At 57.7% G+C, this 13,249-nt stretch carries 11 protein-coding genes and 4 tRNA genes; 12 read left to right on the top strand and 3 right to left on the bottom strand.

From position 1 onward, the window contains the following. The first annotated feature begins 15 nt into the window (after positions 1–15). Positions 16–426: a PA0061/PA0062 family lipoprotein gene (locus BLW22_RS18360; RefSeq protein ID WP_065927021.1), complete on the top strand. Its 411-nt coding sequence runs from the start codon at positions 16–18 to the stop codon at positions 424–426. On the opposite strand, the gene BLW22_RS35020 is transcribed toward BLW22_RS18360, so the two are convergent. Continuing rightward, a complete protein-coding gene (locus BLW22_RS35020) occupies positions 423–584 on the bottom strand; it encodes a hypothetical protein (RefSeq protein ID WP_162844269.1) in 162 nt (53 codons plus the stop codon). The two genes, BLW22_RS18360 and BLW22_RS35020, sit on opposite strands and share 4 nt — an antisense overlap. A gap of 211 nt (positions 585–795) precedes the next feature. On the opposite strand from BLW22_RS35020, the gene BLW22_RS18355 reads away from it, so the two are divergent. Further along, positions 796–1,458, top strand: a complete 663-nt coding sequence (locus tag BLW22_RS18355; RefSeq protein ID WP_065948396.1) for a peptidase C39 family protein — start codon at positions 796–798, stop codon at positions 1,456–1,458. A 43-nt stretch (positions 1,459–1,501) separates the two neighbouring features. On the opposite strand, the gene pbpG is transcribed toward BLW22_RS18355, so the two are convergent. Together pbpG and folD are read right to left on the bottom strand one after the other, a co-directional pair. Beyond that, on the bottom strand, positions 1,502–2,425 hold the full coding sequence (gene pbpG / locus BLW22_RS18350) for a D-alanyl-D-alanine endopeptidase (RefSeq protein WP_065927030.1): 924 nt from the start codon (positions 2,423–2,425) through the stop codon (positions 1,502–1,504). 208 nt (positions 2,426–2,633) lie between these two features. Beyond that, complete coding sequence (gene folD, locus BLW22_RS18345; protein WP_065927023.1) at positions 2,634–3,488, bottom strand: bifunctional methylenetetrahydrofolate dehydrogenase/methenyltetrahydrofolate cyclohydrolase FolD; 855 nt, start codon at positions 3,486–3,488, stop codon at positions 2,634–2,636. A 275-nt stretch (positions 3,489–3,763) separates the two neighbouring features. Between folD and BLW22_RS18340 the strand changes: the two genes are divergently transcribed. From BLW22_RS18340 to BLW22_RS18295, 10 genes are all read left to right on the top strand, one after another. After that, a tRNA-Arg gene (locus tag BLW22_RS18340) sits at positions 3,764–3,840 on the top strand. A 32-nt stretch (positions 3,841–3,872) separates the two neighbouring features. Beyond that, positions 3,873–3,948, top strand: a tRNA-His gene (locus BLW22_RS18335). A gap of 56 nt (positions 3,949–4,004) precedes the next feature. Continuing rightward, a tRNA-Leu gene (locus BLW22_RS18330) sits at positions 4,005–4,089 on the top strand. A 76-nt stretch (positions 4,090–4,165) separates the two neighbouring features. Then, positions 4,166–4,241 (top strand) — tRNA-His (locus tag BLW22_RS18325). 398 nt (positions 4,242–4,639) lie between these two features. Then, complete coding sequence (gene tig, locus BLW22_RS18320; protein ID WP_027606242.1) at positions 4,640–5,950, top strand: trigger factor; 1,311 nt, start codon at positions 4,640–4,642, stop codon at positions 5,948–5,950. 91 nt (positions 5,951–6,041) lie between these two features. Then, positions 6,042–6,677, top strand: a complete 636-nt coding sequence (clpP, locus tag BLW22_RS18315) for an ATP-dependent Clp endopeptidase proteolytic subunit ClpP (RefSeq protein ID WP_003174822.1) — start codon at positions 6,042–6,044, stop codon at positions 6,675–6,677. A gap of 112 nt (positions 6,678–6,789) precedes the next feature. Continuing rightward, positions 6,790–8,073: an ATP-dependent Clp protease ATP-binding subunit ClpX gene (gene clpX, locus BLW22_RS18310; protein ID WP_003238279.1), complete on the top strand. Its 1,284-nt coding sequence runs from the start codon at positions 6,790–6,792 to the stop codon at positions 8,071–8,073. 162 nt (positions 8,074–8,235) lie between these two features. Continuing rightward, entirely contained in the window at positions 8,236–10,632 is a 2,397-nt protein-coding gene (gene lon, locus BLW22_RS18305) for an endopeptidase La (RefSeq protein ID WP_065927024.1), read from the top strand. A gap of 149 nt (positions 10,633–10,781) precedes the next feature. Then, positions 10,782–11,054: an HU family DNA-binding protein gene (locus BLW22_RS18300; protein WP_003174819.1), complete on the top strand. Its 273-nt coding sequence runs from the start codon at positions 10,782–10,784 to the stop codon at positions 11,052–11,054. 230 nt (positions 11,055–11,284) lie between these two features. Then, entirely contained in the window at positions 11,285–13,159 is a 1,875-nt protein-coding gene (locus BLW22_RS18295) for a SurA N-terminal domain-containing protein (RefSeq protein WP_074847215.1), read from the top strand. Positions 13,160–13,249: the final 90 nt, after the last annotated feature.

The raw sequence follows: 13,249 nt of genomic DNA, 5'->3' as shown, positions 1-13,249 counted from the left end.
CTTTGGAGCCCTGCCATGTCACTCAAACCTTTATTGTTGATCCCCGCCCTGGGGGCTGTTTTGTTGTTGTCGGCCTGTGCCGGCCCGATTCCCAAGGCGGACCCCAGCGAAGCCTGGATCGGCTTGAAAGAAGAAGCGCCGAACGACCTGATGGCCGAACGTGTGGACGGCAAGCGTGTCGACGACGGGCGCTTTTTCGAGGTGACCCCCGGGGATCACCGCCTGGACGTGACGTTGTTCGAGGAAGAGGCAGGCGACGACAACCAGCAGGACTGCCAGGGTCGGGTCGAGTACAAGGATTTCAAGGCGGGTGAGCATTACACCCTGGTGGAGTCGAGCCTGGGCACCACCGTGCGCGCATCCCTGATGGACGGGCACGGTAAGGAAGTCGCAGCGACTCAGGATTTCAATTGCATGCCTGGCTAGGCGTGGTGCACCGCCGCTCTATGGGGCTTGGCGGGTGCCGCAGGTTTGACGTGGGGGTGATGGTGCCGGCGAGTAATGCGCAACACCCCCCACAACATGGCGCCGGCTACCGCCAGCCAACCGCATATCAACAGGAAAATCGTTGTTGCAAGGCTCATTTTGGCCTCCTTTCGCCCCGCAGGGGGCACACACAGTCTTCTCAATGGACAGTCTAGCTACCCGGCGGTTGCCTGCTATTGACCAATGGTCGTGTTCGTCCAACTCGTTTGCTCTATCCGCGACGCTTTACTGAGCCTGTGGGCTATACCCGCGTGGCAGAGCGTCCTATGATCAGGGCCCTCACCGGCAGTTGATCAAGAGAGTAAAAAATTGCGGTTACGGTCGAACCTTAAAACATCCTTGTTGCTGGCCTGTGCCCTGGGGCTCGCGGCCTGTTCCGGGCAGCCGTCGAAACTTCCGGGCCTGCCGGAACGTGTCGAACTCAATGGTGTGCCGACCTTTCGCAGCGAGGCTTATCAGAGTGGTCCTACAGCGTTAGCCAGCATGCTGTCGCAACAAGGCATTGTGATGACACCGGGCTTGTTGGATAAACCGTTGCATTTGCCGGGCGGGGAAGCGGACCTGGAGCGCAACATGCAGGTGCTGGCCCGTGAGTACGGGCTGATGGTGTACCCGCTGGATGCCAAGCTGACCGCGGTACTGGCGCAGGTGGCGGCGGGTTACCCGGTGATGGCGCGGATTGGCGGCGGCCTGTTGTCTGACGCGCGCTACGTGGTCGTGGTGGGTTTCAACCAGCAGAAAAGCACGGTGCTGTTGCGTTCAGGCATGGACCGACGCCTGCTGATGAGCTTCAGCGACTTTGAGTCGAAGTGGAGCAGTGCCGGGCACTGGGCAATCCTCACTCAGCGCCCGAGCCAGTTGCCGGCCAATGTGGATGCGCAGCGCTGGCGGGACTCGGCGAACGCAACGGCCCAGGCCGGGCAGGAGCGGGCGGCGGCGCAGGCGCTCAAGGTGTTGGCGGAACACAAATAAAATGGGAGGGGCGAGCCCCTCCTAAATGAGTTCTCGGTGTTCCTTAGCGGCGGACTTCGGCGGCATTCGCGCGGTTCTTCAGGTTCTTATCAGCCTTGTAGCGCAGAGCGACGTCCGGCACCGAGCCGCCCTTGCCGGTCTCGACCCAGTTACGGATACGGCTGGCATCGGCAAAGTGGGTGAATTTGCCGAAAGCATCCAGGATCACCAGCGACACCGGACGATTACCCATGCGGGTGACCAGCACCAGGCAATGACCGGCCTGGTTGGTGAAACCGGTCTTGGTCAGCTTGATATCCCAGTTGGCGCGGTTGATCAGGTGGTCGGTATTGGAGAAACCCAGGGTGTAGTTGGGCTTGCGGAACGCTACGGTCTTTTCCTTGGTGGTGCTCAACTGGCTCAGCATCGGAAATTTTTGCGCGTAGGCCAGCAGCTTGCTCAAGTCGCGGGCGGTGGACACGTTGTGGATCGACAGGCCGGTGGGCTCGACATAATGGGTGCTGGTCATGCCCAGGGCCTTGGCCTTGGCGTTCATCGCGGCAATAAAGGCCGCGTAGCCGCCCGGATAGTGGTGCGCCAGGCTCGCGGCGGCGCGGTTTTCCGAGGACATCAGGGCAATCAGCAACATCTCCTTGCGCGGCATCTGGCTGCCGATCTTCACGCGCGAGAACACGCCTTTCATCTCCGGCGTGTCGGTGATGTTGATGTCGATGTACTCGTCCATGTTCTGCTTGGCTTCAAGCACGATCAGGCCCGTCATCAGTTTGCTCACCGAGGCGATAGGCACCACCACGTCGGGGTTGCTGGCGTAGATGACCTTGTTGGTTTGCAGGTCCACCAGCATGGCGCTGCCGGAAGCGATCTGCAGTTTGGATGGATCCCGCGGCGCCAGGGCGGAGTCGGCAGCGTGTGCAAAGGTGCCGGTGAAAGCAAAAAATAGGCTGACAATGGAAAGACGAATTTTCACGCGGATGAACTCGCTAAAAAAGTAAGAAATACCGTTGGGAAACGGGTTCTGTGACAAATGGCGTTACATTTTAGGAGTATGGACGACAGACTGTCGAATGTTCTTCTAAAACCAGACGAAAGTGCTTAAAAACTAAGAAAAAACAGGTTTTCTTCCGGGCAATAAAAAGCCCTGCGATAAGGCAGGGCTTTTTCAGTACGACTGGTTATTAACCGTGCAGGGTTTCTGCGGCGTACAGGGTATTTTCCAGCAGGCAGGCACGGGTCATCGGGCCAACGCCACCCGGCACCGGGGTGATCCAGCCAGCGCGGGGCAGGGCGGTTTCATACACCACGTCGCCGACCAGCTTGCCGTCTTCCTGGCGGTTGATGCCCACGTCGATGACGATGGCGCCTTCCTTGATCCATTCGCCCTTGACCAGGCCCGGCTTGCCGGCGGCCACGACGACCAGGTCGGCACGGCCAACGTGGCCTGCGAGGTCCTTGGTGAAACGGTGGGTCACGGTGACGGTGCAACCGGCCAGCAGCAACTCCATGGCCATGGGGCGGCCCACGATGTTGGACGCGCCGACGATGACGGCATCGAGGCCGTACAGGTCGACACCGGTGCTTTCCAGCAGGGTCATGATGCCTTTGGGCGTGCACGGGCGCAGCAGCGGGATACGCTGGGCCAGGCGGCCGACGTTATAGGGATGGAAACCGTCGACGTCTTTGTCAGGGCGGATGCGCTCGAGCAACTTGGACGCGTCCAGGTGCGCGGGCAATGGCAATTGCAGGAGGATGCCGTCCATCGCCGGGTCGTCGTTGAGGCTGTCGATCAGGTCGGTCAGGGCCTGCTGGGTGGTGTCGGCAGGCAGGTCGTAGGCCTTGGAAAGAAAGCCGACCTCTTCACAGTCTTTACGCTTGTGCGAGACATAAACCTGAGAGGCAGGATCGCTGCCGACCAGGATCACCGCGAGGCCAGGCGTGCGCAAGCCTTGCTGGCTGCGCTCGGTGACTCGTTTGGCGATCTGCTGGCGCAGGCTGGCGGCGATTGATTTGCCGTCGATAAGTTGTGCAGTCATTACGCGTGATTAACCATCGAGAGGGGGAGGAAAAGTGCGCGCATTCTCGCACGCCACGGCGTGAGGGCAAAGGCGCTTGGTCCGCAAATTGGCCTAACCCCTTAAATAAAATGAATTTTTTTCAAAAAAGATTTGACGGGTTTCCAGGCCCTCTATACTATTCGTCGCACTTGTCGGGCACAGCCTAGCACTGGTTAAGAAGGTCGAGCAGAATCGTTGTTCTGCAAGGCTGGAAGCACTTAGTTTGTAATCCTCCAAGAGTACAGATTAATAAGGCGCCCGTAGCTCAGCTGGATAGAGCATCCGCCTTCTAAGCGGATGGTCGCAGGTTCGAGTCCTGCCGGGTGCGCCATTAGGCAGCTTTGGCACAAGTAGCGCTATATGGTGGGCGTAGCTCAGTTGGTAGAGCACGGGATTGTGACTCCCGTTGTCGAGGGTTCGATCCCCTTCGTCCACCCCATATTTTGAAAGGCGCCAGATTAACCGTCTGGCGCCTTTGCTTTAAGAGCTTCAAGCGCGGATGTGGTGGAATTGGTAGACACACTGGATTTAGGTTCCAGCGCCGCAAGGCGTAAGAGTTCGAGTCTCTTCATCCGCACCAATAAAGCTTTACTCGGTCTATACGCAGGGTAGGGCTCGACAAAGAAGTGGTTTGGTTTCTTTGTTAACGCAATATGGTGGGCGTAGCTCAGTTGGTAGAGCACGGGATTGTGACTCCCGTTGTCGAGGGTTCGATCCCCTTCGTCCACCCCATATTCGAAAGGCGCCAGATTTAACAGTCTGGCGCCTTTTTTGGTTTTGGCGGTTCGGATTGTCGTGGCTGCAGGTTCTGGGTCGCGATGGCGGTGCGTTTCATCGTATTTATGTGTCTCGATGATACTGCGTTGTCTATCTGCCCTCACTGCGGGGTGGGCGTCAGGGAGATGAGCGACGATCCCTTCTATATATAGAAGGGGCGGCGCAGAGCCCTGGCGTGATTGGCTTTATTTGTCACCGGGGCGGGGCGCGACAGTGCCTTCGTATCGATAAATTGCCGGCTGTTTACGGGCGTATTTCCAGTAGGGTGACTTCTTGAGTTTGACCCACTAGAATGCATGCCCTTGATTGGGGTCGGAAATGGCCGGCTAACGTCTGTGCAACGAGGAATATCCATGCAAGTTTCTGTTGAAAATACTACTGCTCTCGAGCGCCGCATGAGCATCACCGTGCCGGCTGAGCGCATCGAGACTGCGGTCAACAAGCGTCTGCAGCAGACTGCCCAAAAGGCCAAGATCGCTGGTTTCCGTCCAGGCAAAGTGCCAATGAGCGAAATCAAGCGCCGTTTTGGTGCTGATGCACGCAATGAAGCCGTCGGTGACGTGATCCAGGCTTCTTTCTACGAAGCAGTGGTTGAGCAAAAGCTGAACCCGGCTGGTTCGCCTTCGATCGAACCCAAGTCCCTGGAAGCGGGCAAGGACCTGGAATACGTTGCCGTATTCGAAGTGTTCCCCGAGTTCGAAGTGGCCGGTTTCGACGGTATCGCTATCGAGCGCCTGAGCGCCGAAGTGGCTGATTCGGACCTGGACAACATGCTGGAAATCCTGCGCAAGCAGAACACCCGTTTCGAAGTGGTCGACCGTGCTGCCCAGAACGAAGACCAGTTGAACATCGATTTCGTTGGCAAGGTTGACGGCGAAGCATTCGCTGGCGGCTCCGCCAAGGGTACTCAGCTGGTGCTGGGTTCCAACCGCATGATTCCTGGCTTCGAAGACGGCCTGGTTGGCGCCAAGGCTGGCGAAGAGCGGGTCCTGAACCTGGAATTCCCTGCTGACTACCAGAACCTGGACCTGGCTGGCAAAGCCGCCGAGTTCACCGTGACCGTCAACAGCGTTTCCGAGCCTAAGTTGCCAGAGCTGAACGAAGAATTCTTCAATCAGTTCGGCATCAAGGAAACCGGTATCGAAGGCTTCCGCACCGAAGTTCGCAAGAACATGGAGCGCGAGCTGCGCCAGGCTATCAAGTCCAAGGTCAAGAACCAGGTCATGGACGGTCTGCTGGCCTCCAACCCGATCGAAGTGCCTAAGGCCCTGCTGTCCAACGAAGTGGATCGCCTGCGCGTACAGGCTGTCCAGCAGTTCGGCGGCAACATCAAGCCAGACCAGCTGCCGGCCGAGCTGTTCGAAGAGCAAGCCAAGCGCCGTGTGGTGCTGGGTCTGATCGTGGCTGAAGTGGTCAAGCAGTTCGACCTCAAGCCTGACGAAGATCGCGTCCGCGAAATGATCCAGGAAATGGCTTCGGCCTACCAGGAGCCTGAGCAGGTCGTGGCCTGGTACTACAAGAACGACCAGCAGCTGAACGAAGTACGTTCGGTTGTGCTGGAAGAACAAGTTGTGGATACTGTTCTGCAGAAGGCTAAGGTGACCGATAAAGCGGTCTCTTACGAAGAAGCAGTCAAGCCGGCGGAAGCAGCACAAGCCGACTGATTGTCCAACTCGTTGGAAATTCAACCATAAGCCAGCCTCGCGCTGGCTTATGCGTTTTCAAGACATGACTATTTGGGAGTAACTGCAGAGCATGTTCCGTAATTCCTATATTCAGCAGAACTCTGATATCCAGGCCGCAGGCGGCCTGGTCCCGATGGTTGTCGAGCAGTCCGCTCGTGGCGAACGCGCCTACGACATCTACTCGCGCCTGCTCAAGGAGCGAGTGATCTTTCTGGTGGGCCCGGTAGAGGACTACATGGCCAACCTGATCTGTGCGCAACTGCTGTTCCTTGAAGCGGAAAACCCGGACAAGGACATCCATCTCTACATCAACTCGCCGGGCGGTTCGGTGACAGCGGGCATGTCGATCTACGACACCATGCAGTTCATCAAGCCGAACGTATCGACTACCTGCATTGGCCAGGCCTGCAGCATGGGCGCGTTCCTGCTGACCGCAGGTGCCGAGGGCAAGCGTTACTGCCTGCCGAACTCGCGCGTGATGATTCACCAGCCACTGGGCGGTTTCCAGGGCCAGGCGTCGGACATCGAAATCCACGCCAAGGAAATCCTCTTCATCCGCGAACGTCTCAACACGCTGATGGCCAAGCACAGCGGGCACACCCTGGAAGAAATCGAGCGCGACACCAACCGTGACAACTTCATGAGCGCCGAAGCCGCACGTGAATATGGGTTGATCGACGCAGTGATCGAAAAGCGCCCCGCTTAATATAAGCCGCTCAAAATAGGGCTGGTCGGGTTTCCCGATCATCTGCGGGCTTGAAAAAGCCCGCATAAGCCTTCATCTTGTGTTGCAAGCCTATCGGATTTGGATCGAACGAATGACTGACACCCGCAACGGCGAGGACAACGGCAAGCTGCTCTATTGCTCCTTCTGTGGCAAAAGCCAGCATGAAGTGCGCAAATTGATTGCCGGCCCCTCGGTCTTTATCTGCGACGAGTGCGTCGACCTGTGCAATGACATCATCCGTGAGGAGGTGCAGGAAGCCCAGGCCGAAAGCAGCGCGCATAAATTGCCTTCGCCTAAAGAAATCAGCGGCATCCTTGATCAGTATGTGATTGGTCAAGAGCGTGCAAAGAAGGTTCTGGCCGTAGCGGTATACAACCACTACAAGCGCTTGAACCAGCGTGACAAGAAAGGCGACGAAGTCGAACTCGGCAAGAGCAACATCTTGCTGATCGGTCCTACAGGCTCGGGTAAGACCCTGCTTGCAGAAACCCTCGCTCGCCTGCTGAACGTTCCGTTCACCATCGCTGACGCCACCACCCTCACCGAGGCTGGCTACGTGGGCGAAGATGTCGAGAACATCATTCAGAAACTGCTGCAGAAGTGCGACTACGACGTAGAGAAGGCCCAGATGGGTATTGTCTACATCGACGAAATCGACAAGATCTCGCGCAAGTCCGACAACCCGTCGATCACTCGGGACGTTTCCGGTGAAGGCGTGCAGCAGGCCCTGTTGAAACTGATCGAAGGCACGGTTGCTTCCGTACCGCCACAAGGCGGCCGCAAGCACCCGCAGCAGGAATTCCTTCAGGTTGATACGCGCAACATCCTGTTTATCTGTGGCGGTGCATTCTCCGGCCTGGAGAAGGTTATTCAGCAACGGTCTACCCGTGGCGGCATCGGTTTCAGTGCAGAAGTGCGCAGCAAGGAAGAAGGCAAGAAGGTGGGCGAGTCCCTGCGTGAAGTCGAGCCTGACGATCTGGTCAAGTTCGGTCTGATCCCGGAATTCGTTGGCCGTCTGCCGGTCCTGGCCACGTTGGACGAGTTGGATGAGGCGGCTCTGATTCAGATCCTCACCGAACCGAAAAACGCCCTGACCAAGCAATACGCCAAGCTGTTCGAGATGGAAGGTGTGGACCTCGAGTTCCGTACCGACGCGCTCAAATCGGTGGCCAAGCGGGCACTGGAGCGCAAGACCGGTGCACGTGGCCTGCGTTCGATCCTCGAAGGTGTATTGCTCGACACCATGTACGAAATCCCCTCGCAGTCCGAGGTGAGTAAAGTGGTGATCGACGAAAGCGTTATAGAAGGTAAGTCCAAGCCACTGTATATCTACGAAAACAGTGAGCCGACTGCCAAGGCTGCGCCAGACGCGTAAGCGTTTCGCAGTTTTGGTACAAACGAAGGGGCCTCTAGGGGCTCCTTTGTTTTTCATAAGGATTTTTACTGCGTGTAACTGCCAGCATTGAGCTTGTTTTTTTTACACGCAGCCCCCATCTTGGTTTCAAGCTTATTTTTCAACTGTCATAGAGGCGAAATCATGAAGACAACCATCGAATTGCCTCTCCTGCCGTTGCGTGATGTCGTCGTCTATCCGCACATGGTTATCCCGCTGTTCGTGGGGCGCGAGAAGTCTATCGAAGCCCTCGAGGCCGCGATGACGGGCGACAAGCAGATCCTGCTGTTGGCCCAGAAAAATCCTGCCGATGATGATCCAGGCGAAGATGCCCTGTATCGCGTCGGCACCATTGCCACTGTCCTGCAACTGCTCAAGCTGCCCGATGGCACCGTCAAGGTGCTGGTGGAAGGCGAGCAGCGCGGTGCGGTAGAGCGTTTCATGGAGGTGGACGGCCACCTGCGCGCCGAAGTGGTGCTGATCGACGAAGTCGAGGCCCCTGAGCGCGAGTCCGAAGTGTTTGTGCGCAGCCTGCTCTCGCAGTTCGAGCAGTACGTGCAGTTGGGCAAGAAAGTCCCGGCTGAAGTCCTGTCTTCCCTCAATAGCATCGATGAGCCAAGCCGCCTGGTCGACACCATGGCCGCGCACATGGCGCTGAAGATCGAGCAGAAGCAGGACATCCTCGAAATCATTGACCTGTCGGCCCGTGTCGAACACGTGCTGGCGTTGCTGGATGCCGAGATCGACCTGCTCCAGGTCGAGAAGCGCATCCGGGGTCGGGTCAAAAAACAAATGGAGCGCAGCCAGCGCGAGTACTACCTGAATGAGCAGATGAAGGCCATTCAGAAGGAACTCGGCGACAGCGAGGAAGGCCACAACGAAATCGAAGAGCTGAAAAAGCGCATCGATGCTGCCGGCCTGCCGAAAGACGCCCTGGCCAAAGCCACCGCCGAGTTGAACAAGCTCAAGCAAATGTCGCCGATGTCGGCCGAAGCCACCGTGGTGCGCTCGTACATCGACTGGCTGGTGCAGGTGCCGTGGAAGGCCCAGACCAAGGTACGCCTGGACCTGGCCCGTGCCGAAGATATCCTTGATGCCGACCACTATGGCCTTGAAGAAGTCAAAGAGCGCATCCTCGAATACCTCGCCGTGCAGAAGCGCGTGAAGAAGATTCGTGGCCCGGTGTTGTGCCTGGTTGGCCCGCCTGGGGTAGGTAAAACCTCCCTGGCCGAGTCCATCGCCAATGCCACCAACCGTAAATTCGTGCGCATGGCCCTCGGTGGTGTGCGCGATGAGGCGGAAATTCGTGGCCATCGCCGGACTTACATCGGTTCGATGCCAGGAAGATTGATTCAAAAAATGACAAAGGTGGGTGTGCGCAACCCGCTGTTCCTGCTCGATGAAATCGACAAAATGGGCAGCGACATGCGTGGCGATCCGGCATCGGCCTTGCTGGAAGTGCTCGACCCTGAGCAGAACCACAATTTCAACGACCATTACCTGGAGGTCGACTACGACCTGTCCGACGTAATGTTCCTGTGCACCTCCAACTCCATGAACATCCCGCCGGCATTGCTGGACCGGATGGAGGTGATTCGTCTGCCGGGTTACACCGAAGACGAGAAGATCAATATCGCCGTCAAATACCTCGCGCCCAAGCAGATTTCGGCCAATGGCCTGAAGAAGGGCGAGATCGAATTCGACGTCGAGTCGATCCGCGACATCGTGCGCTACTACACTCGCGAGGCCGGTGTCCGGGGCCTTGAGCGCCAGATCGCGAAGATTTGCCGCAAGGCGGTCAAGGAGCACGCGCTGGAAAAACGCTTCTCGGTGAAGGTCTCGGCCGACGCTCTTGAGCACTTTCTGGGTGTGCGTAAATTCCGTTACGGCCTGGCAGAACAGCAGGATCAGGTAGGGCAGGTGACTGGCCTGGCGTGGACCCAGGTGGGCGGCGAATTGCTGACCATCGAAGCTGCGGTGATCCCCGGCAAGGGCCAGTTGATCAAGACCGGCTCCCTCGGTGACGTGATGGTCGAATCCATTACCGCCGCGCAGACCGTGGTGCGCAGCCGCGCCAGGAGCCTGGGGATCCCCCTGGACTTCCACGAGAAGCACGACACCCACATCCACATGCCGGAAGGGGCTACACCGAAGGATGGTCCGAGCGCTGGCGTAGGCATGTGCACGGCCCTGGTTTCGGCATTGACCGGCATACCGGTGCGCGCCGATGTTGCGATGACCGGGGAAATCACCCTGCGTGGCCAGGTATTGGCCATTGGTGGCCTGAAAGAGAAATTGCTGGCTGCACACCGCGGTGGCATCAAGACTGTGATCATTCCTGAAGAGAATGTTCGCGACTTGAAGGAAATTCCTGACAATATCAAGCAGGATCTTCAGATTAAACCGGTTAAATGGATTGACGAGGTCCTGCAAATTGCGCTGCAATACGCGCCGGAGCCCTTGCCGGATGTGGTTCCGGAGATAGTTGCAAAGGACGAAAAACGAGAGTCTGATTCCAAGGAAAGAATTAGCACGCATTAATGTGAATAAGCCTGGGGGCTTCCTTGACAGCTTTTTAGAGCCCTTGTTATAAAGCGGCTCTTAAGTGTCTGTAGGCCATTCAGCACTGGTTTTTGCTGTTTACCAAAAAACTTAGAATCATACTCAATAGATATATAAGGGGACTTAGAGTGAACAAGTCGGAACTGATTGATGCTATCGCTGCATCCGCTGATATCCCGAAAGCTGCTGCCGGCCGTGCGCTGGATGCAGTAATCGAATCCGTCACTGGCGCTCTGAAGGCCGGCGACTCCGTGGTACTGGTAGGCTTCGGTACTTTCTCTGTGACTGACCGCCCAGCTCGCACTGGCCGTAACCCACAGACTGGCAAAGCACTGCAAATCGCTGCTGCCAAGAAACCAGGTTTCAAAGCCGGTAAAGCCCTGAAAGAAGCGGTTAACTAAGCTTCGATCAAGCCTTTGCTACCCGGGTCGGACGCAGGTCTGGCCTGGCAGCGGAGCGAAAGCTGACCCAAGTATCCATCGGGTCGCCAAGCCGGGGGTGTAGATTCAACCCCCCGTCCGCTCCGCCAGTTACGAGAAGGCGCATCCTCGGATGCGCCTTTCTTCTATCCGGACTCTACCCACGCTCCACGGTTGCCAATTTTTGAAGTTCAACCGTTTCTGGGGGACGCATGCTGCAAAATATCAGGGACAATTCACAAGGCTGGATTGCCAAGACCATTATCGGGATCATCGTCGCATTGATGGCGTTCACCGGTATCGAGGCCATTTTCCAGGCTTCGACCAACACCAAGCAGGACGTGGCCAAGGTCAACGGTGAAGAAATCACCCAGACTGAACTGAGCCAGGCCGTCGACATGCAACGTCGCCAGCTGATGCAACAGCTGGGCAAGGATTTCGATGCTTCACTGCTGGACGAAAAACTGCTGCGCGAAGCGGCCCTCAAGGGCCTGATCGATCGCAAGCTGCTGCTGCAAGGCGCTGCCGACTCCAAGTTTGGCTTCTCTGAAGCTGCACTGGACCAGGTGATCCTGCAGACGCCGGAATTCCAGGTGGACGGCAAGTTCAACGCCGAACGCTTTGACCAGGTGATCCGTCAGCTGGGCTACAGCCGTCTGCAGTTCCGTCAGATGCTGACCCAGGAAATGCTGATCGGCCAGGTGCGCGCAGGCATCGCCGGCAGCGGTTTCGTGACCGACGCCGAAGTGCTGGCATTCGCCCGTCTGGAAAAACAGACCCGCGATTTCGCTACCGTCAATATCAAGGCCAACCCTGCGGCGGTGAAACTCACCGACGACGAGGTCAAGGCTTACTATGACCAGCACGCCAAGGAGTTCATGACCCCGGACCAGGTGGTCATTGACTACCTGGAACTGAAGAAGTCTTCCTTCTTCGACCAGGTCAGCGTCAAGGACGATGAACTGCAGGCTGCCTATCAGAAAGAAACCGCCAACCTCGCTGAACAGCGTCGTGCCGCGCACATCCTGATTGAAGTCAACGACAAGGTCACCGACGCACAAGCCAAGGCCAAGATCGAAGAAATCCAGGCACGCCTGGCCAAGGGTGAGAAGTTCGAGGCCCTGGCCAAGGAGTTCTCCCAGGATCCAGGTTCGGCCAACAATGGCGGCGATCTGGGCTTTGCCGGCCCTGGCGTCTACGACCCTGACTTCGAAGCTGCCTTGTACGCGTTGAACAAAGACCAGGTTTCGGCGCCGGTGCGCAGCACCTTCGGTTGGCATTTGATCAAGCTGTTGGGCGTTGAAGCACCGCAAGTGCCGACGTTTGCCAGCCTGAAAGACAAGCTGACCCGCGAGCTCAAGACCCAACAGGTCGAGCAGCGTTTTGTCGAAGCAACCAAGCAATTGGAAGATGCGGCATTCGAAGCCTCCGACCTGGCCCAACCAGCATCGGACCTGAAGCTGACCGTACACACCTCCGCGCCGTTTGGCCGTGAAGGTGGTGAAGGTGTCGCGGCCAACCGCGCCGTGGTCACCGCTGCGTTCAGCCCGGAAGTGCTGGATGAGGGTGCCAACAGCAGCGCCATCGAGCTGGACCCGGAAACCATCATCGTGCTGCGTGCCAAAGAGCACCGCAAACCGGCGCAACTGCCGCTGGAAAGCGTTGCTGCGGCGATTCGCACACAGATGGCCAAGGAGCGCGCCAGCGCGGCTGCCAAGACTCACGCTGACGAACTGATCGCCAGCCTGCGTGATGGCAAGACCCCGCTGAACCAGCCGGTCGACGGCCAGGCCTGGAAAGTCACTGAAGCGGCTACCCGTAGCCAGGAAGCGATTGACCCGGCCGTGCTGCAAGCCCTGTTCCGCATGCCCAAGCCTGCGGCCAAGGACAAGCCGACCTTCACCACCGTGACCCTGGCTGATGGCAGCCTGGTGATCGTGCGCTTGAACGGCGTCAACGAAGCGGCTGCCCCAACGGACGAAGAAAAGGCGCAATACCGCCGCTTCCTCGCTTCCCGTGTCGGCCAGCAGGACTTTGCGGCGTACCGCAAGCAGTTGGAAACCAAGGCTGATATCAAGAAGTACTGATGTCGCTTTGAACAAGAAGCCCCCGGCCTGAAAAGACCGGGGGCTTTTTTATGTGCGCTAGACTGGGTACTCGGTATCGTCGACCCAGGA

Source organism: Pseudomonas marginalis (genome assembly GCF_900105325.1).
In the GTDB taxonomy this organism is placed as follows: domain Bacteria; phylum Pseudomonadota; class Gammaproteobacteria; order Pseudomonadales; family Pseudomonadaceae; genus Aquipseudomonas; species Aquipseudomonas marginalis.
Note: the sequence above shows the minus strand (reverse complement) of the source record. Positions and strands in the feature narration are given on the sequence as shown.

Coding starts and splice junctions, on each gene's coding strand:
- BLW22_RS18360 (WP_065927021.1), top strand. CDS start 16: ATGTCACTCAAACCTTTATTGTTGATCCCCGCCCTGGGGGCTGTTTTG.
- BLW22_RS35020 (WP_162844269.1), bottom strand. CDS start 584: ATGAGCCTTGCAACAACGATTTTCCTGTTGATATGCGGTTGGCTGGCG.
- folD (WP_065927023.1), bottom strand. CDS start 3,488: ATGACTGCACAACTTATCGACGGCAAATCAATCGCCGCCAGCCTGCGC.
- tig (WP_027606242.1), top strand. CDS start 4,640: ATGCAAGTTTCTGTTGAAAATACTACTGCTCTCGAGCGCCGCATGAGC.
- clpP (WP_003174822.1), top strand. CDS start 6,042: ATGTTCCGTAATTCCTATATTCAGCAGAACTCTGATATCCAGGCCGCA.
- clpX (WP_003238279.1), top strand. CDS start 6,790: ATGACTGACACCCGCAACGGCGAGGACAACGGCAAGCTGCTCTATTGC.
- lon (WP_065927024.1), top strand. CDS start 8,236: ATGAAGACAACCATCGAATTGCCTCTCCTGCCGTTGCGTGATGTCGTC.
- BLW22_RS18295 (WP_074847215.1), top strand. CDS start 11,285: ATGCTGCAAAATATCAGGGACAATTCACAAGGCTGGATTGCCAAGACC.